Origin of the sequence: Pseudomonas sp. BMW13 (assembly GCF_013357275.1) — a bacterium.
Lineage (GTDB): Bacteria > Pseudomonadota > Gammaproteobacteria > Pseudomonadales > Pseudomonadaceae > Aquipseudomonas > Aquipseudomonas khazarica.
Map to the genome: position 1 here is coordinate 1 of NZ_SUKD01000012.1, position 22,409 is coordinate 22,409.

Annotated in this window: 20 protein-coding genes and 1 pseudogene; 3 read left to right on the plus strand and 18 right to left on the minus strand. The window is 66.1% G+C overall.

The window, feature by feature from the left end; translation table 11 throughout:
• Positions 1 to 154: 154 nt before the first annotated feature.
• The 14 genes and pseudogenes from E4487_RS24845 to E4487_RS09215 all read right to left on the minus strand — a co-directional run bounded on the left by E4487_RS24845 (position 155) and on the right by E4487_RS09215 (position 15,233).
• The gene (locus E4487_RS24845) at positions 155 to 1,039 is read right to left on the minus strand and encodes a methyl-accepting chemotaxis protein (protein ID WP_373921515.1); all 885 of its coding nucleotides are present in this window, start codon (positions 1,037 to 1,039) and stop codon (positions 155 to 157) included.
• A pseudogene (locus tag E4487_RS24850) lies at positions 1,013 to 2,071 on the minus strand (HAMP domain-containing protein); the annotation flags it as partial. The gene E4487_RS24845 and the pseudogene E4487_RS24850, both read right to left, overlap by 27 nt.
• A 154-nt stretch (positions 2,072 to 2,225) precedes the next feature.
• Complete coding sequence (locus E4487_RS09160; protein WP_037054814.1) at positions 2,226 to 3,521, minus strand: adenylosuccinate synthase; 1,296 nt, start codon at positions 3,519 to 3,521, stop codon at positions 2,226 to 2,228.
• Between the two features lie 56 nt (positions 3,522 to 3,577).
• Positions 3,578 to 4,765, minus strand: a complete 1,188-nt coding sequence (locus E4487_RS09165; protein WP_037054815.1) for an ATP phosphoribosyltransferase regulatory subunit — start codon at positions 4,763 to 4,765, stop codon at positions 3,578 to 3,580.
• Positions 4,766 to 4,802: 37 nt separating this feature from the next.
• A complete protein-coding gene (locus tag E4487_RS09170) occupies positions 4,803 to 4,988 on the minus strand; it encodes a DUF2065 family protein (RefSeq protein ID WP_003459207.1) in 186 nt (61 codons plus the stop codon).
• 125 nt (positions 4,989 to 5,113) lie between these two features.
• Complete coding sequence (gene hflC, locus E4487_RS09175) at positions 5,114 to 5,983, minus strand: protease modulator HflC (protein WP_037054817.1); 870 nt, start codon at positions 5,981 to 5,983, stop codon at positions 5,114 to 5,116.
• Positions 5,983 to 7,155, minus strand: a complete 1,173-nt coding sequence (hflK, locus tag E4487_RS09180) for an FtsH protease activity modulator HflK (protein ID WP_037054818.1) — start codon at positions 7,153 to 7,155, stop codon at positions 5,983 to 5,985. Before hflK ends, hflC begins: the two co-directional genes overlap by 1 nt.
• Positions 7,156 to 7,252: 97 nt before the next feature.
• A complete protein-coding gene (hflX, locus tag E4487_RS09185) occupies positions 7,253 to 8,554 on the minus strand; it encodes a ribosome rescue GTPase HflX (protein WP_175253188.1) in 1,302 nt (433 codons plus the stop codon).
• A gap of 12 nt (positions 8,555 to 8,566) precedes the next feature.
• Entirely contained in the window at positions 8,567 to 8,827 is a 261-nt protein-coding gene (gene hfq / locus E4487_RS09190; protein WP_037054821.1) for an RNA chaperone Hfq, read from the minus strand.
• Positions 8,828 to 8,927: 100 nt separating this feature from the next.
• Positions 8,928 to 9,899, minus strand: coding sequence for a tRNA (adenosine(37)-N6)-dimethylallyltransferase MiaA (gene miaA, locus E4487_RS09195; RefSeq protein ID WP_037054823.1), 972 nt, complete (start codon positions 9,897 to 9,899; stop codon positions 8,928 to 8,930).
• A gap of 60 nt (positions 9,900 to 9,959) precedes the next feature.
• Positions 9,960 to 11,840: a DNA mismatch repair endonuclease MutL gene (gene mutL, locus E4487_RS09200; RefSeq protein ID WP_037054826.1), complete on the minus strand. Its 1,881-nt coding sequence runs from the start codon at positions 11,838 to 11,840 to the stop codon at positions 9,960 to 9,962.
• A complete protein-coding gene (locus E4487_RS09205) occupies positions 11,840 to 13,267 on the minus strand; it encodes an N-acetylmuramoyl-L-alanine amidase (protein WP_218952898.1) in 1,428 nt (475 codons plus the stop codon). Before E4487_RS09205 ends, mutL begins: the two co-directional genes overlap by 1 nt.
• Before the next feature lie 11 nt (positions 13,268 to 13,278).
• A complete protein-coding gene (tsaE, locus tag E4487_RS09210; protein ID WP_037054830.1) occupies positions 13,279 to 13,746 on the minus strand; it encodes a tRNA (adenosine(37)-N6)-threonylcarbamoyltransferase complex ATPase subunit type 1 TsaE in 468 nt (155 codons plus the stop codon).
• Complete coding sequence (locus E4487_RS09215) at positions 13,734 to 15,233, minus strand: NAD(P)H-hydrate dehydratase (RefSeq protein WP_257229383.1); 1,500 nt, start codon at positions 15,231 to 15,233, stop codon at positions 13,734 to 13,736. The genes tsaE and E4487_RS09215 overlap by 13 nt, the downstream gene beginning before the upstream one ends.
• 61 nt (positions 15,234 to 15,294) lie before the next feature.
• Here E4487_RS09215 and queG point away from each other — a divergent pair, with 61 nt between their 5' ends.
• Positions 15,295 to 16,356 (plus strand): tRNA epoxyqueuosine(34) reductase QueG, encoded by a 1,062-nt coding sequence (gene queG / locus E4487_RS09220; RefSeq protein ID WP_037054833.1) that lies wholly within the window; start codon positions 15,295 to 15,297, stop codon positions 16,354 to 16,356.
• 68 nt (positions 16,357 to 16,424) lie between these two features.
• On the opposite strand, the gene orn is transcribed toward queG, so the two are convergent.
• Together orn and E4487_RS09230 are read right to left on the minus strand one after the other, a co-directional pair.
• Positions 16,425 to 16,967: an oligoribonuclease gene (gene orn / locus E4487_RS09225; RefSeq protein WP_037054835.1), complete on the minus strand. Its 543-nt coding sequence runs from the start codon at positions 16,965 to 16,967 to the stop codon at positions 16,425 to 16,427.
• 31 nt (positions 16,968 to 16,998) lie between these two features.
• Entirely contained in the window at positions 16,999 to 17,787 is a 789-nt protein-coding gene (locus tag E4487_RS09230) for a class I SAM-dependent methyltransferase (RefSeq protein WP_175253190.1), read from the minus strand.
• Positions 17,788 to 17,874: 87 nt separating this feature from the next.
• Between E4487_RS09230 and rsgA the strand changes: the two genes are divergently transcribed.
• Positions 17,875 to 18,906, plus strand: coding sequence for a small ribosomal subunit biogenesis GTPase RsgA (gene rsgA / locus E4487_RS09235; RefSeq protein ID WP_047590171.1), 1,032 nt, complete (start codon positions 17,875 to 17,877; stop codon positions 18,904 to 18,906).
• On the opposite strand, the gene motB is transcribed toward rsgA, so the two are convergent.
• Positions 18,900 to 19,904, minus strand: coding sequence for a flagellar motor protein MotB (motB, locus tag E4487_RS09240; RefSeq protein WP_037054841.1), 1,005 nt, complete (start codon positions 19,902 to 19,904; stop codon positions 18,900 to 18,902). The two genes, rsgA and motB, sit on opposite strands and share 7 nt — an antisense overlap.
• Before the next feature lie 3 nt (positions 19,905 to 19,907).
• The gene (gene motA / locus E4487_RS09245; protein WP_047590174.1) at positions 19,908 to 20,759 is read right to left on the minus strand and encodes a flagellar motor stator protein MotA; all 852 of its coding nucleotides are present in this window, start codon (positions 20,757 to 20,759) and stop codon (positions 19,908 to 19,910) included.
• A gap of 117 nt (positions 20,760 to 20,876) precedes the next feature.
• Here motA and E4487_RS09250 point away from each other — a divergent pair, with 117 nt between their 5' ends.
• Entirely contained in the window at positions 20,877 to 22,406 is a 1,530-nt protein-coding gene (locus E4487_RS09250) for an HDOD domain-containing protein (RefSeq protein ID WP_175253191.1), read from the plus strand.
• The last annotated feature ends 3 nt before the right edge of the window (positions 22,407 to 22,409 follow it).

Consider the following 22,409-nt stretch of genomic DNA (forward strand, 5'->3'; position numbering starts at 1 on the left):
GGAATTGGTAGACGCGCTGGTTTCAGGTATCAGTGGTGGCAACACCGTGGAAGTTCGAGTCTTCTCCTGGGCACCAAAATTCAAGAAAACCGAGTCGAAAGACTCGGTTTTTTTATGCCCGCAGAAAAAGGCCGCCAGCAGGCGGCCTCCGCACTCAGACCTTGAACTGCCCCAGACTGGCCTTGAGCTGCGCCGCCAGCTCGTCCAGCGCCCGCGCATTGCCGGCGATGGCCGTCACCGCCTCTGCGGCACGCCGCGCCTCGGCATGAATCACCTCGACCCGCTCACGCACCGCCCCGGCGCCCTGCGCCTGGTGCGCCGCCGCCTGCGTCGCGGCATTGATGGCGCCATGCACCTCATCCACCGACTGCTGCACCGATTGCTGCAGGCGCGCACTGTCGCGCAGCACCTCGAGCCCTTCGTTGCCCTGGGTGCCCGCCTGGGTGATGGCCGCCACCGCTTCCTGTGCACCCCGCTGCAAGGCAGCGATGTGCGTCTGGATGTCGCCGGTGGATTGCTGGGTCTTGCTGGCCAGGGCACGCACTTCGTCCGCCACCACGGCGAAACCGCGACCGCTTTCCCCGGCCCGTGCCGCCTCGATGGCCGCGTTCAGCGCCAGCAGGTTGGTCTGCTCGGCGATGGACTGAATCACGGTCAACACCACCTCGATCTGCTCGCTCTGCTTGGCCAGGCGCTCGATCACCGCCGAACCGTCCGCCACACGGGCGACCAGCCCCTCGATCAGAGCGGATAGCCGCTGAGCGATCGCCGCATTCTCATGCGCCGCCTGGCGAATGGTGTCGACGCGCTGCAGCGCCTCCTGCATCGCCTGGCTCTCGGACTGCGCCTCATCCGCCATCTGCTCCAGCGCCTGCAGGCTGCCCGCCACCTCGTCACGCTGGCGACCGGCCGCCGCTTCCGCCGCCACGCCGCGCTCGGTCAGGCTGCGAATCTGCTCGCCGGTGCGCAGCGCCACCTCGCCGGACTCGCGCACGATGGGTTGCAACTTGGCGATGAAGCGATTGACCGCCCCCGCCATCTCGCCCACTTCATCCTGGCTGCGAACATCCACGCGGCGCGTCAGGTCGCCCTCACCCGCCGCCAGATCGTTGAGCGCATCGCTGAGCAGGCGCAGGCGGCTGAGCACCCGCCAGCCCAGCACCAGCGCCACCGCCATCAGCGCCACGGCACCGACCACCAGCAAGCCCAGGGCGATGTTCCAGCGCAGCGTGTCCGCTGCGGCACGCACCGATTCGCCGCCATTGCGCGCCATCTCGTCGGTGTAGCGCTCGGCCGACTTCAGCCGCTCGCGCAAGGCCCGCGCCGCCTCTTCCGACGCCCCCGACAGGCTACTGTCGACCAGCTCGCCCGCACCGTTGACCAGCCCGTTGAAGCGCCCGTCGAGTGCCGCCAGCTCACGCTCGACCACCTCCAGCGAGAGCCCCATCTGGATCTTGCCGATCTGCGCGCCCATCGGATTGATTTCCGCCTCGACGATGTACACCCGCGGATCACGCGAGGCGGCGTCGACCAGCTTGTCCAGCGGCGAACTGCCCTGCCCCGCCGCGACCAGCTCGCGCACCCGCGAGTTGCTGCGGTTGAAATTACGCGTCAGGCGCTTGCCCTCGGCGTCGTAGACCACCGCGAAGAGCACTGCCGGGTCCTGCTGCGCGATACGGGTCAAGGCCGTCAGCGCCGGGACGTCCAGATCCCATATGGCCTTGGGCGCCACCCCGGCGAGCAGCCGCGCCAGCGATTGCCCCGACTGCTTGAGACTGCCCTCGAGCACCTCGCGCAGTTGCGCCTGCTCGCTCTTGAGCTGCCCGGAAAGGCCCTCGGTAAGGCGCGCGCGGGTGCTCTGCGAGAGCGCCGCCAGGCCCTGGCTCATTTCCTGCTCGGCCAGGTTCAGCTCGTCGCCCAGGCGCCTGCTTTCGCCGCCCAGACGCTGGGCGAGATCCTCGACCATGCCATTGACCGACGCCCCCATCAGCCACACCGCAAGCCCGACCTGCACCAACATGGCCAGACCCAGGGCAACGTACACCGGGCGCAGCAGACGACTGCGCAACATCGAAACGATGGCGAACACGGGCAACACTCCTCAACGACCGTAATCGTGTTAACGGCGACTTCCGGGATAAATTTAGCTCAAGCAAGCTTCATACCCGGCACCCGGATACGAAAAGACCGCCCGGAGGCGGTCTTTTCAGTGATCGAACGGGCGATCAGGCGAACGGGTGACGCAGGACGATGGTCTCGTTGCGGTCCGGGCCGGTGGAGATGATGTCGATCGGCGCACCGACCAGCTCCTCGACGCGCTTGATATAGGCACGAGCAGCGGCCGGCAGGTCGTCCAGGCTCTTGGCGCCCAGGGTCGACTCGCTCCAGCCCGGCATTTCCTCGTACACCGGCTGCAGGCCGATGTAGCTGTCGGCATCGGTCGGCGCATCGCTCAGCACCTGGCCGTTGGCATCCTTGTAGCCGGTGCAGATGCGGATGGTTTCCAGGCCGTCGAGCACGTCCAGCTTGGTCAGGCACAGGCCGGAGATGCTGTTGATCTCGATGGCGCGACGCAGGATCACCGCATCGAACCAGCCGCAGCGACGAGCACGACCGGTGGTCGCACCGAACTCGTGACCACGCTTGGCCAGGAAGGCACCGATGTCGTCGAACAGCTCGGTCGGGAACGGGCCGGAACCCACGCGGGTGGTGTAGGCCTTGGTGATACCGAGGATGTAGTCGAGGTACAGCGGACCGAAACCGGAACCGGTGGCGATACCGCCGGCGGTGGTGTTGGAGCTGGTGACGTAGGGGTAGGTGCCGTGGTCGATGTCCAGCAGCGAGCCCTGGGCCCCCTCGAACATGATGTCCTTGCCGCCCTTGCGCAGGTCATGCAGCACTGCGGTGACGTCGGCCATCATCGGCTTGAGCAGCTCGGCGTATTCCATGCACTCGTCCAGAGTCTTCTGGAAGTCGATGGCCGGCTCCTTGTAGAAGTTGACCAGCTGGAAGTTGTGGTAGTCCAGCAGCTCGCCGAGCTTGGCGGCGAAACGCTCGCGATGGAACAGGTCACCGACCCGCAGGCCACGACGCGCTACCTTGTCCTCGTACGCCGGGCCGATGCCACGACCGGTGGTACCGATCTTGGCATCGCCACGGGCCTTCTCGCGCGCCTGATCCAGGGCGACGTGATAGGACAGGATCAGCGGGCAAGCCGGGCTGATGCGCAGGCGCTCGCGCACGGGCACGCCCTTCTCTTCCAGCTTGTTGATTTCGCGCAGCAGGGCGTCAGGCGCGACGACCACGCCGTTGCCGATCAGGCACTCGACACCCTCACGCAGGATGCCGGACGGAATCAGGTGCAGGACGGTCTTCTCACCATCGATCACCAGAGTGTGGCCGGCATTGTGGCCACCCTGGTAACGCACGACTGCAGCGGCCTGCTCGGTGAGCAGGTCGACGATCTTGCCCTTGCCCTCATCACCCCACTGGGTGCCCAGGACGACGACATTCTTACCCATAAACTTGTCCTCTTCGCGCAAGCTTCGATGCCGGCAGCTGGCCGGCGAAAATGAATTCAGGACGCCAGGGGCGTCACCTGCCAACGTCCATCGCGCAGCGCCAGCAGCCGATCACAGCCTGCCTCGTGCGCATCCGCCTCGCTCTGCCCGGGCAGCGCCTGAACCACGCGCTCGCCCTCACCACGCAGACGACGAACGGCCTGCCACAGATAGAGGTCATGATTGTCCGGCGCCCAGATGCCTTTGACAGTCTCATCCAGGCGCATGTCCCCCAGGGTCACCAGGGTTTTCAGATCGGTGGAGAAGCCCGTCGCCGGGCGTGCCCGGCCGAATACGGCTCCCGTGTCGTCGTAACGCCCGCCCTGAGCGATGGCTCCGCCTTCGCCCGGCACGAACGCCGCGAACACCACACCGGTGTGATAGTTGTAGCCACGCAGCTCACCCAGGTCGAAATACAGCGGCAACTCGGGGTAGCGCAGTTCCAGCGCATCGGCGATGGCGACCAGCTCATCGAGCGCGGCATGCACGGCATCGGGCGCCTCGACCAGCGCGGCCTGGGCCAGGTCCAGCACCTCGCGGCCACCGCACAGCTCGGCCAGGGAACGCAGCATGCTGCCCAGACCGGCCGGCAAGGCGGCGGTCAGCGCTTCGATCTCGTCCATGGCCTTGCGCTGCAAGGCATCGAACAGCTGTTGCTCGGCCTCGCCGGAGAGACCGGCGGCACGCGCCAGGCCACGGTAGATGCCGACATGACCGAGGTCCATGTGCACGTCCGGCACGGCGGCCAGCTCCAGGGTCTCGACCAGCAGGCTGATCACCTCGATGTCGCTGGCCGGGCTGGCGTCGCCATAGAGTTCGGCACCCAGCTGAATGGGGCTGCGCGACGTGGTCAGGGCACGCGGCTTGGCGTGCAGCACACTGCCCGCGTAGCACAGGCGGCTCGGCCCCTCGCGACGCAGCGTGTGCGCGTCGATGCGCGCCACCTGCGGCGTGATGTCGGCACGAAAGCCCATCTGCCGGCCGGACAGCGGATCGGTGACCTTGAACGTACGCAGGTCAAGATCCTGGCCAGCGCCAGTCAGCAGGGATTCCAGGTACTCGATATGCGGGGTGACGACGAACTCGTAACCCCAACGCTGGAACAGGTCCAGCACCTGACGGCGTGCCGCCTCGATGCGCGCCGCTTCCGGCGGCAGTACTTCTTCGATGCCATCTGGCAGCAGCCAGCGGTCTACCGTTGCCATTTCGCCATTCCCCTCTCGATCCGGGCGGCACAAGCCTTCAGTGAAGCAGATAGAGAAGAGCCGTACCCAGCAGCATGCTGGCCAGCCCCATAAGACGCAGTCGGCGGTCGGGCAGCCGGGCTGCCTGCATTACCGCCCCGCGCCAGTGGCGCGGATAGAGGAAGGGCAGGATGCCTTCCAGCACCAGTACCAGACACAGAGCGATGCCGAGTTCCTGCCACATGATTCCCACAGACGCAAAAAAGCCGGGATTTTCCCGGCTGCCGCATCATACCACGCTAAAAGCCTCGAGCCACAAGCTTCAAGCCGCAAGTAGACGACCAGCGCCTGCTTGCGGCTTGTTGCGGCTCAAGGTTTGGCTTTTTCCAGGTAGCGGAAGAAATCGCTACTCGGGTCCAGCACCAGTACATCGCGCTTGTCAGCGAAGCTTTCGCGATAGGCCTTGAGGCTACGGTAGAAGGCGTAGAACTCCTGGTCCTGACCGTAGGCACGGGCGTAGATGGCGGCCGCCTGGGCATCACCGTCACCGCGCAGCTCTTCGGCCTGGCGATAGGCCTCGGCCAGCAGTACACGGCGCTGACGATCGGCGTCGGCACGAATGCCCTCAGCCAGTTCGCGACCCTTGGCGCGATGCTCGCGCGCCTCACGCTCACGCTCGGTGCTCATCCGCTCGAAGACGCTGCGGTTGACCTCACGCGGCAGATCGATGGCCTTGACCCGCACATCGACCACTTCGATACCCAGCTCGCGCTCGGCGGCGCGGTTGAGCGTCGAGGTCACATCGGCCATCAGCGCATCACGCTCGCCGGACACCGACTCGTGCAGGGTGCGCTTGCCGAACTGGTCACGCAGCGAGGCCTCCAGACGACGCGCCAGGCGCTCGTCGGCGACCTGCTTCAGGCCCGAGGTGGACTGATAGAAGCGCTCGGCATCCTTCACCCGCCACTTGGCGTAGGCGTCGACCATCAGCGCCTTCTTCTCCAGGGTGAGGAAGCGCGACGACGTCGAATCCAGGGTCAGCAGGCGAGCGTCGAAGATGCGCACCTGGTTCACGTACGGAATCTTCACGTGCAGGCCCGGCTTGACGTCCGGGTTGACCACACGGCCGAACTGCAGCAATACCGCACGTTCGGTCTGCGCCACGATGTAGAAGCTGTTCCACGCCACCAGCGCCAGAACCACGGCCACGATCAGGCCGATCAGGGACTTGTTGCTCATCAACGGCCCTCCCGGGAACGCAGGTTGCGCTGCGACAGATCGCTGCTCAGCGGCACGGCCGGATCACGCGTTGTCGCAGTACTGCTGTTGGCAGAAGCGGACGAGGACGAAACGCCACCGCGACCGTCAATCATCTTGTCCAGCGGCAGGTACAGCAGGTTGTTCTGCCCCTTGTCGCCAGTGACCAGAACCTTGCTGGTGTTGCTCATCATCTCCTGCATGGTGTCCAGGTACAGACGCTCACGCGTGACCTCGGGCGCCTTGCGATACTCGGTGACCAACTTGGTGAAGCGATCAGCCTCACCCTCGGCACGTGCGATGACTTCATCACGATAACCGTTGGCTTCCTCCAGCAGACGCTGGGCCTGGCCGCGCGCCTCGGGAATCACGCCATTGGCATAGGACTCGGCCTGGTTCTTCTCGCGTTGTTCGTCCTCGCGGGCACGAATCACGTCGTCGAAGGCTTCCTGGACTTCACGCGGTGCCGCGGCGCTCTGGATGTTCACCTGGGTGATGGTGATACCGGTGCGGTAGTTGTCGAGGAAACGCTGCAGGCGCTCGTGCACCTCACTGGCCATCAGTTCACGACCTTCGGTCAATACCTGATCCATCTCGGTGGAACCCACCACGTGGCGCACGGCACTGTCGGTCGCATGCTGCAGGCTGACTTCCGGCTGATCCACGTTGAGCACGAAGTCCTGCAGGTTGCTGATGCGGTACTGCACGGTCAGCGGCACTTCGATGATGTTCTCGTCCTCGGTCAGCATCGCGCCCTGCTTGCTGTAGGCACGCTCACGAGTGACGTTTTCCTGGAACTTGCGATCGATCGGCGGGAAGTAGATGTTCAGGCCGGGACCAACGGTTTCATGGTACTTGCCAAAGCGCAGCACCACGGCCTGCTCCTGCTCGTCCACCACGTAGATCGCACTGTACAGCCAGATCACCGCCAGCAGGCCGAGGCCCACGAACAGCAGGCCGAAACCGCCACCGCCGCCACTGCGGCCAGAGTCGTCGTCACCGCGCTTCTTGCCGCCACCAAAAAGCCCGTTCAGGCTTTCTTGCAACTTGCGGAACGCTTCGTCGAGATCCGGCGGGCCCTGCCGGCCACCGCCTTTGCGGCCGCCCCAAGGGTCTTGATTGTTCGAGTTGCCACCCGGCTCATTCCAAGCCATAGCGTTCTCCGTACTGATAAAGCGAAGGCGCGCCCACGGCGCGCCGGCCAATGCTACCCAAAGCCCCCGGCCGACAGCAAAGCCGCCGCCACAGGCTTTATTGCAAAGTATGTTGCTCAATGAACAGCTGAGGCTCCATGCCTTCGCGACTCACCAGGCGATTGAGCTCGACCCTCGGCAAACGCACCGACAGCAGACTACGCCCCTGCTCGTCATGCCCTTCGTCCTGCACCGCCCCCAGTTCGAAGAACTGCGCGCGCAGGCGCCCCAGACGTTGCGGCAACTGCAGCGTACCGACGAACAGGTCGTCCGCCAGCAACTCAGCCACCGCCTGCCGCAACAGCTCCAGACCGCGCCCCTCGCGCGCCGACAACCAGACGCGCAGAGGCTTGCCATCGGCATCGCGCTGAATCTGTGGCTCGACACCTTCCAACAAATCCAGCTTGTTGTACACCTCGAGCATCGGCAATTCGTTCGCACCGATCTCCTTGAGCACCGCCTGCACCTGCTCGATCTGCGCCATGCGCTCGGGCTCATGGGCATCGATCACGTGCAGCAGCAGGTCGGAGTTGCTCGACTCTTCAAGCGTAGCGCGAAAGGCCTCGACCAGCTTGTGCGGCAGGTGGCGGATGAAGCCCACGGTATCGGCCAGGACGATCGGCCCGAGGTCGTCGAGTTCGAGCCGGCGCAGGGTCGGATCGAGCGTGGCGAACAGCTGGTCCGCGGCGTACACCTCGGAGGTGGTCAGCGCATTGAACAGCGTGGACTTGCCGGCGTTGGTGTAACCCACCAGGGAAACCGAAGGGATGTCCGCGCGCTTGCGCCCGCGGCGCGCCTGCTCACGCTGACTGCGCACCTTCTCCAGCTTCTGCTTGATCTGGCGGATGCGTACACGCAGCAGACGACGGTCGGTCTCCAGCTGGGTTTCACCCGGACCGCGCAGACCGATCCCGCCCTTCTGCCGCTCCAGGTGGGTCCAGCCACGCACCAGGCGCGTGCTCATGTGATCGAGCTGCGCCAGCTCGACCTGCAGCTTGCCTTCGTGGGTACGGGCGCGCTGGGCGAAGATATCGAGGATCAACCCGGTACGATCGAGCACGCGACATTCGAACGCACGCTCGAGGTTGCGCTCCTGGCTCGGTGTCAGGGTGTGATTGAAGATGACCAGTTCGGCCTCGCTGGCCCTGACCTGGTCGCGCAGCTCCTCGACCTTGCCACCCCCGATGAGGTACTTGGCGGTCAGGCGACTGCTGGGCACGCTGAGAAAAGCGACCATGTCGGCGCCTGCCGACATGGCCAACTCCTGGAACTCCTGGGGATCTTCGCTCGCCTCGGAGTCTTGGCCTTCCAGATGAACCAGGATGGCCCGCTCACCGCCCTCATGACGCTCGAAGAACAATGCAGCCCCCTATCAGGCGTTACCCGGCTCGGCATCACCCTGTTCGGAGTCGCCAGCGCTCGGCAGGCGTACCGGACGGCTGGGCACGACGGTGGAAATGGCATGTTTGTAGACCATCTGGCTGACAGTGTTCTTCAGCAGGATGACGAACTGGTCGAAGGACTCGATCTGGCCCTGCAGCTTGATGCCGTTGACCAGATAGATGGAAACAGGGACGCGTTCCTTACGCAGGGTATTCAGGTAAGGGTCTTGTAGCGAATGCCCTTTTGACATGTGCCGCACTCCTTTCGAGGATCAATTTCAATAATTTTAGTAGGTAAACAATAGCTTCGGACCGTCACACCCCCAAGGATAGACGGCCAGCGGCAAGGTCTCAGTTCAATATGGAGACGCTTTCCAGGTATTTCAAGGCGCGAGACAGATTGTCGCAGGCCAGGCTGTCCAGCCAGTGCAGCCCGTCCCAGCCTCGCAGCCAGGTGAACTGACGCTTGGCCAGTTGCCGAGTGGCGATGATGCCGCGCTCGACCATTTGTTCACGGGACAACCCACCGTCGAGGTATTCCCATACCTGGCGATAACCTACCGCCCGTATAGACGGCAGCCCTGCGTGCAAGTCACTTCGTCTGCGCAGGGCTTCGACCTCGTCCACGAAACCCTGTTCCAACATCGCTTGAAATCGTTGTGCGATGCGCTCATGCAGAACCTGGCGCTGCGCCGGAGCGATAGCAAGCTGCGCAACAGTATAGGGCAATTGCCCGCCGGCCGATGTGCCCGTATCGGAGTTTCCGGCGGCCTGACGACGGCGGTGCTCGCTCATGCTCAGGCCGCTCACGCGATAGACCTCCAGGGCCCGGGTCAGACGTTGAGGGTCATTGGGGTGAATGCGCGCCGCCGACTCCGGATCGACCGCAGCCAGCTCGCGGTGCAGGGCCTCCCAGCCCTCGGCCGCGGCCCGTGCCTCCAGTTCGGCGCGCACGGCCGGGTCGGCACTGGGCATGTCGGCCAGTCCCTCCAGCAATGCCTTGTAATAAAGCATGGTGCCGCCCACCAGCAGCGGGATGCGTCCGCGTGCCGCGCTGGCGGCCATGGCGGCCAGCGCATCGGCGCGAAATTCCGCAGCGGAATAGCTCTCGGCGGGATCGCGAATATCGATCAGGGCATGCGGAAAGGCGTCGAGAATGGCGCGCTCCGGCTTGGCGGTGCCGATGTCCATGCCCCGGTAGATCAGCGCGGAGTCGACGCTGATCAGGTCGCACGGCAGCAGGCGCGCCAGTTCCAGGGCCAGGTCGGTCTTGCCGGCGGCGGTCGGGCCCATCAGAAAGATTGCGGGGGGAAGCGAAGACATCGGCATGACTCGAAACACGAAGACGGGAGAGGCCCTGACGACAGGGCCTCACTGGCTCAATTACTGGCCGCGCATGAACAACTTGTCGAGCTGATCCATGCTCAGCTGCGTCCAGGTCGGCCGGCCATGGTTGCACTGGCCGCTGCGCTCGGTCTGCTCCATGTCACGCAGCAGGGCGTTCATCTCGGGAATGGTCAGGCGCCGGTTGGCACGCACGGAACCGTGACAGGCCATGGTCGCCAGCAGCTCGTTGAGGTGCGCCTGGATACGGTCACTGGTGCCGTATTCGAGCAGGTCGGCCAGCACGTCACGCACCAGCTGCGTCGCTTCGGCCTGCTTGAGCAGAGCCGGAATCTGGCGAATCGCCAGGCTTTCCTCACCCAGACGCTGCAGCTCGAAGCCCAGACGCTGGAACCATTCGCCGTGCTCCTCGGCGCAATCCGCCTCGCGCTGGCTGACGGCGAGCGACTCCGGCACCAGCAGCGGCTGGCCACGCAAGCCTTCGCTGGCCATGGCGTGCTTGAGCCGCTCATAGGTGATGCGCTCGTGCGCCGCATGCATGTCCACCACCACCATGCCCTGGGCGTTCTCGGCGAGGATGTAGACCCCCTTGAGCTGCGCCACGGCGTAGCCGAGCGGTGGAATGTCGCCCTGTTCCTGCGGCAGGGGCTGCGCCGGCGCCGTCGGCAGCGGCGAGAAATACTCGCGATACGTCGCCTGGGCCTCACCCGCCGAAACGCCAGGATTGCCGGCAGGCTGCTGGTAACCGGCACCACTGCCGCGCCAGGCCGGCTGGGCACTGGGCGCTGGCGCTTCGAGAACGCTGGCCGCCAGGCCCATCTCGCCCTGCGGGCCGAACTCACCCGCGGCCTGCCCGGTCGGGCGCATCATCGGCGAGACAGTGGCCGGCGCAGCGACCTGATCCTCCGGGCGCACATCGGCCAGCGCACGGTGCAGGGTGCCGTAGAGGAAGTCATGCACCATGCGGCTGTCGCGAAAGCGCACCTCGTGCTTGGTCGGATGGACGTTGACGTCCACCGTCGCCGGGTCGATTTCCAGGAACAGCACGAAGGTCGGATGCCGACCGTTGAACAGCACGTCGCGGTAGGCCTGGCGCACCGCGTGAGCGACCAGCTTGTCGCGCACCATGCGCCCGTTGACGTAGAAATACTGCAGGTCCGCCTGACTGCGCGAGAAGGTCGGCAGGCCGACCCAGCCCCACAGGCGCAGGCCGCCACGTTCGATCTCGATGGGCAGCGCCTGCTCGAGGAAGGCCGGGCCACAGACCGAGGCCACGCGGCGCGCGCGGCTGATGTCGTCCCCGGCTTCATGCAGGCTGAGCACGGTCTTGCCGTTGTGGCGCAGATGGAATGCCACGTCGAAACGGGCCAGCGCCAGGCGCTTGATCACTTCCTGCAGGTGGTCGAACTCGGTTTTCTCCGCCCGCAGGAACTTGCGCCGCGCCGGCGTGTTGAAGAACAGGTCACGGACTTCCACCGAGGTGCCGACCGGGTGCGCGGCAGGCTGCACCCGCGGCTCCATGTCGCGGCCCTCGGTCTCCACCTGCCAGGCCTGGTCGGCGTCGGCGGTACGCGATGTCAGGGTCAGGCGCGACACCGAGCTGATCGACGCCAGTGCCTCGCCACGAAAGCCCATGCTGAGCACCGCCTCGAGGTCTTCCAGTTCGCGAATCTTGCTGGTGGCGTGGCGCGCCAGGGCCAGTGGCAGATCGTCAGGAGCGATACCGCCGCCGTCGTCGCGCACCTTGAGCAGCTTGACGCCGCCCTGCTCGACTTCCACATCGATGCGCCGCGCACCGGAGTCCAGGCTGTTTTCCAGCAGTTCCTTGGCCACCGAGGCGGGGCGCTCGACGACCTCGCCCGCAGCGATCTGGTTGGCCAGGCGCGGGCTGAGCAAATGAATACGGGACATGACACTCATTACTGGGCTGCCAGGGACGTGGCGGGTATCTGCAGTTTCTGACCGACCTTGATCACGTCGCCCTTGAGTTTGTTGGTACTGCGCAGCGTCGCCAGGCTGATCTGGTAACGCTGTGCGATCAGCGCCAGGCTCTCGCCACGGGACACCACGTGCTCACGCGGCCCGCTGGCGATCTTGCCTGCGTCGCGCAGCCAGGCGACATAGGTGCCGGGCGGCGGGTTCTCATGGAAGAACTGCTTGACCCCGGAGGTGATCGAGCGCGCCAGTGCCTGCTGGTGACTGGCGCTGTGCAGCTTCTTCGCTTCGTTGGGGTTGGAGATGAAACCGGTTTCCACCAGGATCGACGGGATGTCCGGCGACTTCAGCACCATGAACCCGGCCTGTTCCACGCGGCGCTTGTGCAGCGGCGTGATGCTGCCCATGTTCGACAGCACCTTCTGCCCCACGTTGAGGCTGGACGACAGCGAGGCCGTCATCGACAGGTCCAGCAGCACGCCGGCGAGCATCTTGTCCTTGTCGTCCAGGCTGACGTTGCCGGCGCCACCGATCAGGTCGGACTGGTTCTCCGCATCGGCCAGCCAGCGCGCCGTCTCGGACGTGGCGCCGCGCTCGGACAAGGCATAGACGGAGGCGCCGAATGCCGACGAGCGTGGCGCGGCGTCGGCATGAATCGAGACGAACAGATCGGCGCCTTTCTTGCGCGCGATCTCGGTGCGCTTGCGCAGCGGAATGAAGTAATCGCCGGTGCGCACCAGCTCGGCGCGGAAGCCCTTCTCGGCGTTGACCTGGCGCTGCAGCTCCTTGGCGATGGCCAGGGTCACGTGCTTTTCGTACTGGCCCTTGACCGGCGACAGGGCGCCAGGGTCTTCACCGCCATGACCGGCATCGATGGCGATGACGATATCGCGCTTGCCACCCGGCACGGGTGTCAGCTTGGGCGGTGGCTGGGTCGGCGTGACGGGCACCGGCGGCGAGGTGTTGGCGACGCTCGGCGTCTGGGAGCTCGGTGGCGCACTGCCCTGATCGAACAGGTCGACCACCAGGCGATGCCCGTATTGCTGGTTCGGCGCCAGGGAAAAGCTCTTCGGCGTGACCGGCGCGGACAGGTCGATGACCACCCGCAGATCGTCCGCGCCGCGCTGGGCGGAGCGTACTCCGGTGATCGGGGTATTGGCCAGCGACAGCTGGTCGAGGTTGGTGGCCAGCTTGGCGCCACTGACGTCGATGACGATGCGATCAGGCGCCGCGAGGGTGAAGACGCTGTGCTGCACCGGCCCGGACAGGTCGAAGACCAGGCGCGTGTTGTCGGGAGCACGCCAGAGGCGCACGCCGCGCACATCCGAGGCAGCCAGGGCCTCGGCAGCCAGAGCCGCCAACAAAACACCCACAGCGGTAACCAGCGCGCCTATGCGCATACCCAACCCCATCGATTCTTGCTTTATTGTTTGCTGCTCAGGGCCTCGCACCAGGCATCCCCTCGAGCCCCATGCCCCTGCAGCAACAGCGAACGGCCGCCCGCTTGGGGGGTAATGGTAATGTCCATGTCGGGCTTTGGCAAAACACCCGCGCCGCGCTGCGGCCACTCGATCAGGCAAAGGGCAGCGCCATCGAAATAATCGCGGATACCGAGGAACTCCAGCTCCTCGGGATCGACCAGTCGATACAGGTCGAAATGGAACGCCCGCAGTTCACCGATCTCGTAGGGTTCGACCAGGGTGAAGGTCGGGCTCTTCACCGCCCCGCAATGCCCCAGGCCACGCAGGATGCCGCGTGACAGGGTGGTCTTGCCCGCCCCCAGGTCGCCGTGCAGGTAGATCACTCCCGCGCCACCGCTGACCTCGGCGATACGCGCACCCAGGGCCAGCATCGCTGCTTCATCGGCAGCTTCGAGTCTCACTTCAGACAAGGACACAACTCCTCCAGTAACTGACGAATGGCGCACGACAGATCGCCGGCAGCCAGACCACGCCCTTGCCGGGCCAGCACTTCACCGGCCCGCGCATGCAACCAGACCGCGAGGCAGGTCGCGTCGAATGCCGCCATGCCCTGCGCCAGCAAGGCGCCGATCAGTCCGGCCAGCACATCGCCCAGCCCGGCGCCGGCCATCGCCGGGTGTCCGCGATCACACAGGGCCAGGCGACCATCGGGCGCCGCAATCAGGCTGCCAGCGCCCTTGAGCACCACGACCAGGCCATAGCGTTGCGCCAGCGCGCGGGCGGCGGCGGGGCGGTCGGCCTGCACGCTGGCGGTGTCCTGCCCCAGCAGACGCGCCGCCTCCGCAGGATGGGGCGTCAGCACGCCCTGCCTGGGCGCGGGAACCTGCCCCGCCGCCAGCAGGTTCAGCGCATCGGCGTCCCAGACCTGCGGCGCGCCGAGCCCCGCGACGCTCGACAGCAGGCTGCGCGACCACGCGCCCTGCCCCAGCCCCGGGCCCAGCACACAGACATCGGCGCGTTCGGCCAGTGCCAGCAGCTGATTGGCCGATGCCACCGCCGTGCACATGATCTCGGGCCGCCGCACCAGAGCGGCGCCGACATGCTCGGCGCGGGTCGCCAGCGTCACCATCCCGGCACCGGCGCGCAGCGCGCTGTCGGCGCAGAGCAGCGCCGCACCGCCCATGCCCAGATCGCCGCCAACCACCAGCAGATGACCGAACTGCCCCTTGTGCGCCACCGGCGAGCGCGGCGCCAGGCGCGGCAGGCAGCGTTCATCCAGGCGCTGCGCCACGCTGGGAGCCTGCGCCAGCAACTGCGCATCGGCCTGCAGGTCGTCGAACTGCAGCTCGCCGCACAGCGCCGGCCCTTGCCCGGTCAGCAAGCCAAGCTTGAGCGCGATGAAGGTCATGGTCAGGTCGGCGCGAACCGCCACGCCGAGGCACGCCCCCGTATCGGCCAGCAGGCCGGAGGGAATATCCACCGCCAGCACGGGCAGCCCGGCCTGATTGATCGCGCCAATCGCCTGCGCATAAGGCTCGCGCACGGCGCCTGCCAGCCCGGTGCCGAGTAGCGCATCGACCAGCACACCGGCCAGCGGCAGCCCCTCGTCCCAGGGCAGGATGTCCACACCGGCCGCATCGGCCTCGGCGCAGGCTTGCGCGGCGTCGCCCTGCAGGGCTGCCGGATCGCCGACCGCCAGCACCCGGACACGCCAGCCGGCACGTTGCGCCAGCGCCGCGATCAGATAGCCGTCACCGGCATTGTTGCCGCGCCCGGCCAGCACCGTTATCTCACCGGCCTCGGGCCAGCGCCGGCGCAGGGCACGCCAGGCCGCATGGGCGGCGCGCTGCATCAACTCGAAGCCCGGCGTGCCGGCGGCGATCAGTTGTGCATCCAGCGCGCGCACCTGCTGTGCGCTGTGCAGAGTCGAAGGCAGGGAAGCGGAGGATAGATGCATGGCTCGCTCGGAACGGATGTCTGGCAGAATTATACCCACCTCAATCCTCTGCGCCCGCCTCATGTCCGACCATAGCCTCGATCTCAATGCCCTGGCCCAGTCCATCAAGGACTGGGGACGCGAGCTCGGGTTCCAGCAGGTGGGCATCGCCGATGTCGAGCTGAGCGAACATGAAGCCCACCTCAAGCGCTGGCTTGCCGCCGGCTACCAGGGCGAGATGGACTACATGGCCGCGCATGGCGACAAGCGCTCACGCCCGGCCGAGCTGGTGCCCGGCACGCTGCGCGTGGTGTCGCTGCGCATGGACTACCTGCCCGGCGACACCCAGATGGCCCAACGCCTGAAGGAACCCGAGCAGGCCTACGTATCGCGCTACGCACTCGGTCGCGACTACCACAAGCTGATCCGCAAGCGCCTGCAACAGCTGGCCGAGCGCATCCAGCAGCAGATCGGGACGTTCGGCTATCGCGCCTTCGTCGACAGCGCCCCGGTGCTGGAGAAGGCCATCGCCGAGAAGGCCGGCCTGGGCTGGATCGGCAAGAATACCCTGGTGCTCAACCGCAAGGCGGGCAGCTACTTCTTTCTCGGCGAACTGTTCGTCGACCTGCCCCTGCCGGTGGATGTGCCCCATGCGAGCGAGCATTGCGGGCGCTGCAGCGCGTGCATGGACATCTGCCCCACGGCAGCCTTCGCCGGGCCCTACCAGCTCGACGCGCGGCGCTGCATCTCCTACCTGACCATCGAGCTCAAGGGCTCGATCCCCGTCGAGCTGCGCGCACCGATCGGCAACCGGGTGTTCGGCTGCGACGACTGCCAGATCGTCTGCCCCTGGAACCGCTTCGCCCGCCCCACCGAGCAGGGCGACTTCCAGCCACGCCATGGCCTCGACAACAGCGCCCTGGCCGAACTGTTCCTGTGGACGGAGCCGGAGTTTCTCGCCCGCACCGAGGGCTCGCCCCTGCGCCGCGCCGGCTACGAGCGCTGGCTGCGCAACCTGGCGGTCGGCCTGGGCAACGCCCCCTCGACCATCCCGGTGCTGGAGGCGCTGAATGCCCGCCGCGACCACCCCTCGGAGCTGGTCCGCGAGCATGTGGAGTGGGCGCTGCAGCAGCATGAACGATAGGTGACAGGCTTCAGGCGGCAGGCAAAAGCAGCGCAGCCATCCGCTCCACTCCAGGCCTGCGGCGGCCTTCAGACCTTGAGGAAATGCTCGCGGTAGTGACGCAGCTCGGCGACGGATTCGCGAATGTCGTCCAGCGCCTGATGCGTGGCGCTTTTCTGGAAGCTGTCCTTCACCTCCGGCGCCCACATGCCGGCCAGGATCTTCAGCGTCGACACATCCAGGTAGCGGTAGTGGAAGTAGGCTTCCAGGGCCGGCATGTACTTGTAGAGGAAGCGCCGGTCCTGACCGATGCTGTTGCCGCAGATCGGTGACTTGCCCTTCGGCACCCACTGTTCGAGAAAGGCGATGGTCTGCGCCTCGGCGGTGGCCGCATCGATGCGACTTTCGCGCACGCGCTGGGTCAGGCCGCTTTCGCCATGGGTACGGGTATTCCACTCGTCCATGCCGGCCAGCGTCTCGTCGCTCTGGTGAATGGCGATCACCGGGCCTTCGGCCAGCACGTTGAGCTCGCTGTCGGTGACGATGGTGGCCATTTCGATGATCACATCGCGCTCCGGCTCCAGGCCGGTCATTTCCAGGTCGATCCAGATCAGATTGTTGGGGTTTTGCATGGTAAGGGGCTCCTAGGCTCAGCCGGCAAGTCTAGCGGATATCCACAGCCTTCATCTGCCACAGATACAAGGACGTCTGCCGCCCCTCGTCGACCGCGAGCGTGCGGTCGGCCGGCACGCCCGGAATCTCGAAGGTGTTGCTGATCAGCCAGCTGCCAGGGCGCATCTCACCTGCCGCCTTGCGCCACAGACGCGGCATCGGAACGGGCGACAGGAAACAGTAGGCGATATCGAAGTCAGCCAGGTCGACCCGCCAGAGGCTCTGGTAACGGATGCTGCAGTTCTCCTGCAGCAGGCAGCGCAGCCAGGCGAAGACGAAGAGCAGCGGCGCCGTTTCCACGCCGACGAACTGCCCACGCGGGCAGTGTCGCGCCAGTTGCAGCAACGTACCCGCCGTGCCGCAGCCCAGGTCGACGAAGCGCAGCGGCGGCTCGCGCTCGCTCAGGCAGCGCTGCAGTTGCTGCTGCGCCCTGCGCCCGCTCAGGTACAGCGGCACGCGCTCGCGCAGGCTGTTCCAGTTGACCAGCAGCAGCAGCACGAACCCCAGCAGGAACAGCCAGGCAGGCAACTCGGCACGCTGCGCCAGCAACAGCGCCGGCAGGAAAGCCAGGTTGATCCACCACCACCAGCGCGACAGACCCAGCCGCCAGCCGATCAGTGCCGCCAGCATGCCTTGCAGCAAGGCCACCGACAGCAGCGGAAGACGCCAGGACAGCAACGCCAGCAGGTACACCAGCACGACCACCAGCGCCAGCGCCAGGCCTTGCGCCAGCAGGGCCCGCATCAGTGGCACAGGTGCCAGCACTCTCTCATCGCCCATCACCGCCCTCCCCCATCTGGCGCCGCAGCGCCACCAGGCGCTCATGCTAAACTCGCCGCGATCTAGTCTCCACCATCCGGAAAGCCAATGGCCAAACGCCAACTCAACCGCCGCCAGAGCTGGCGTATCGAAAAGATTCAGGGCGAGCGCGCCGCCCGCGCGGCCAAGCGCGAGTCACGCGCCGTCGAAGCCCTGGAAGGTGGTGACCTCGGCCCCGAGCAGACGGGCCTGGTGATCGCCCATTTCGGCGTTCAGGTGGAAGTCGAGGGCCTGCAGGATGAACTGGCCGGCCAGATCTTTCGCTGCCACCTGCGAGCCAACCTGCCCGCCCTGGTCACCGGCGATCGGGTGGTGTGGCGCCCCGGCAACCAGGGAGACGGCGTCATCGTCGCGCAACTGCCACGCGACAGCGAGCTGTGCCGCCCCGACATGCGCGGTCAGCTCAAGCCGGTGGCGGCCAACGTCGACCAGATCGTCATCGTCTTCGCGCCCATGCCCGAACCGCACGCCAACCTGATCGACCGCTATCTGGTGGCGGCGGAGCATGCCGGGATACGCCCGCTGCTGCTGCTGAACAAGGCGGACCTGATCGACGAGCAGAACCAGGTCGCGCTGGAGGCACTGCTCAAGGTCTACCGCCAGCTGGAGTACCCGCTGCTCGAGGTGTCGGCGCACCAGGGCGATGGCATGGAGCAGCTGAAAAAGCGCCTCGACGGCCACGTCAGCGTCTTCGTCGGCCAGTCCGGGGTGGGCAAGTCATCGCTGGTCAACGGCCTGCTGCCAGGGGTCGACACCCGCGTCGGCGCCCTCTCGGAGCTGACCGGCAAGGGCACTCACACCACCACCACGGCGCGGCTGTTCCACTTCCCCGGTGGCGGCCAGCTGATCGACTCGCCCGGCATCCGTGAGTTCGGCCTCGGCCATGTCAGCCGGGATGATGTGGAGGCGGGTTTCATCGAGTTCCACGACCTGCTCGGCCGCTGCCGCTTCCGCGACTGCAAGCACGACCGCGAGCCCGGCTGTGCGCTGCTCCAGGCCCTGGATGAGGGACGCATCCAGCCGCAGCGCATGGCCAGCTACCGGCACATCCTCGCCAGCCTGCCCGAAGACGATTACTGACGGTTGAGCTGGTCCAGCGGGCTGTTGCTGCTGTCGAAGATGTTCAACTGCTCACGCAGCTGGTCGGCCGGCAACGCCTCGCCGGTGTTGCCAGGCGCGCCTTCGGCAGGCGGCTGATCCGGCGTCGCCGGCTCGCCTCCGGCGCCCTGCTCACCTTCGATGTTGCGCTGCGCACGCTTGGTCAGCACAACGATATCGATGCGCCGGTTGACCGGGTTCAGCGGGTCCTCGCGGTCGAACAACGCCGACGAGGCATAGCCGACCACCCGCGCCACCTGCTCGTCCGGGTAGCCGCCGGCGACCAGGGTACGGCGCGCGGCGTTGGCACGGTTGGCAGACAGCTCCCAGTTGCCGAAATCACCGCGCCCGACGAAGGGCTTGGCATCGGTGTGGCCGCTGACGCTGATCTTGTTCGGCACGGCGCGAATGGTATCGGCCATGGCCAGCAGGATGTCCTCGAAATACGGCTGCAGCTCGGCACTGCCGAGGGCGAACATCGGCCGGTTGGCGGCATCCATGATCTGGATGCGCAGGCCGTCCTGGGTGATCTCGAACAGGATCTGGTCCTTGAAGCGCTGCAGCTCGGGGTTTTCCTCGACCTTGTTCTGCAGTTCCTGCAGCAGCAGCTCCAGGCGCTCCTGCTCCATCTTGTCGGCCAGGGTCTCGATCTGATCGGTGCTGACACCGGTTTCGTCCGGCTGGCTCTCCGGCGTTTCGGAAATGTCCGGGTTGAGCGTTCGCTCGGGCGCCGGCGTCGGCGTACCGCCGAGGTCGATCGCGTAGGGGCTGGCGCTCTCGGTGAAGCCGATGGGGTCCTGGAAGTAACCGGAAATCGCGCGCTTCTGCTCGGGCGTGGCCGAGGACATCAGCCACATCACCAGAAAGAACGCCATCATCGCCGTGGCGAAGTCGGCGAAGGCGATCTTCCAGGCACCGCCATGATGGCCGCCAGCGCTTTTCTTGACGCGCTTGACGATGATGGGTTGGTTGTTTTCCATGGCTTAGTTGCCGCGCATGGCCTGCTCGAGCTCGCTGAAGCTCGGGCGATGGGCCGGGAACAGCACCTTGCGCCCGAACTCTACCGCCAGGGTCGGCGGCATGCCCGAAGCCGACGCCACCAGGGTCGCCTTGATCGCCTCGTAGAGGTTCAGCTCTTCCTTGGCATCGTGCTCCAGCGCGCCGGACAGCGGGCCGAAGAAGCCGTAGGAAGCCAGAATGCCGAGGAAGGTACCGACCAGCGCGGTCCCCACCTTTTCGCCGATCTGCGCGTTATCCGCCTCGGCGAGAATCGACATGGTGATCACGATACCCAGTACCGCCGCGACGATACCCATGGCCGGCATGCCGTCGGCGACCTTGGCGACCGCATGGGCCGGGTGCTCGACTTCTTCCTTGAGGCTGGCCAGCTCCATGTCGAACAGGCCCTCGAGCTCGTGCGGGGCCATGTTGCCGGACGACATGATGCGCAGGTAGTCGCAGATGAACGCGGTCATGCGGGCATCCTTGAGCACCGCGGGATACTTGCTGAAGATCGGGCTGGCATTCGGGTCTTCGACATCCGCCTCGATGGCCATCATCCCCTCGCGCCGGCTCTTGTTGAGGATCTCATAGAGCAGCTTGAGCACTTCCAGGTAGTAGGTGTGGGTGAAGCGCGAGCCGAACATGCTCAGCGACTTCTTGAACACCGTCATGAACATGCTGCCGGGGTTGGCCTGCAGGAACGCCCCCAGGGCCGCACCACCGATGATGAGCACCTCGAACGGGTGGACCAGTGCCATCAGTTGCCCGCCCGAGAGGACGAACCCACCGAACACGCAGCCGAAGACGACGATGATGCCTATGATTTTTGCCATAAAGGAACGCTTGCAGAGCCAAGAGGATGGGTTATTAAAAACAACCCTTCTAATTATCGGAGCTTATGCGCCAGACTATAGCCAGTTAAGGTCAAAAGCCAGTTCGGCTCAACCCACATGTCGACGCCAAAGCCCCTGCCGCGCACCCTGGACGCCTGGTTGCAACAACTGGCCAAGCTGCCGTTGCCGATCGAACAGCAGCAGCATGTGCGCTTGCGTCGCATCCTGGGCGACAGCCGCCGTACCTGGCGCGAAATTGCCGAAGCCATCGAATCCAGTCCGTCGTTTGCCCTGCAGGTCCTGCGCGAGGCCAACCAGTCGAACAACAGCCTGAGCGAGCCGGCCGAAAGCGTCGAAACCGCGCTCTCGCGTCTCGGCCTGAGTCGTTGCGAAGCCTTGCTGAGCCAGGCGCCAGCGCTGCCGGAAGACGAGATCCCCCTGGCGTTTCGCCAGATCCTGATGATCAGCCAGCACGCCAGCCAGCAGGCTCGCGGCCTGTTCGGCGCCCGCCTGGCGCGCCTGTGGAACGAGCTGCACGGCTGCAGCCTGCTGTTCCTCGCCCCCCTGTGGCCGTTGCTGTGCGCCCACCCGCAGCTGTTCGAAGCCTGGGAACAGCGCGTGCTGCTGAAAGGCGAACGCCCCGGAGTGGTGGAGAAGGAACTGCTCGGCGTGCCGCTGATACAGCTCTGCGTGCGCCTGGCCGAGCGCTGGCGCCTGCCGGAATGGATCGTGCGTGGCTACCGCCTGCTGGAGCGCGATCGCCGCCAGCTGATCAAGGCGCTGCACATCGCACGCGACTATGAACATCCCCTGCACCAGCAGCAGATGCTCGACGCGGACACGCCGCTGCGCCACTGGCTGACCCAGCCCAGCAACTGCGTGCTGCTGGCCAACGGCCTGGCCGTCTCCGCCCACCAGGCCTGGGACACGCCTCACACCCTGCGCTGGCAGCGACTCACCGGGCTGTACCTGCAACTGCCGCTGAACGAGCTGCAGCAGGAAGTGCATCAGCATGCCGTGAGCAGTGCCCGCCTGCTGCATGACAGTGCATTGTGGCACCCGGCGCAGGCGCTGCTCTGGCCCTGGGATGCACACCGCCTGAAACCGGCCCGCAGCAGCAGTGCCGCCGCCCCACCCCAGCGCGACGACCTCGCCGCCTGGCGCCAGCAGTGTGCACGCCTGCTCGCCGAACCCAGTGCCTTCGCCAATGTGCCGCAACTGACTGCCTGCGCCCGCGACGCCCTGCAGGCCTGTGGCCTGAAACGGGTTCTCGTGCTGCTCGCCGATCGCCAGCACAGCCGCCTGCAAACCCAGCAACAGGCCGGGCTGGACGCCAGCGCGGCAACGCTCAGCCTGGATCCCGCACAGAGCCAGGTCCTCAGGCGCCTGCTCAGCGAGCCGGGCCAGCTGCGTCTCACGCCCGCCAACGTCGCCAAGTTCTCCGCGCTGCTGCCGGGCAACCTCAAGGCCCTGTTTCCCAGCGAGCATCTGCTGCTGCGCTCCCTGGCCAGCAACGGCCGGGTGGTCATGCTGCTGGTGGCCGACCAGGGCGGCCAGCCGCTCAACGAGGTCAGCCTGCAGGCGTTCGGCAAGACCGTGCAGTGCATCGAGCGCGCCCTGGGCAGCTTCGCCCGCCGTGGACGCTGACGC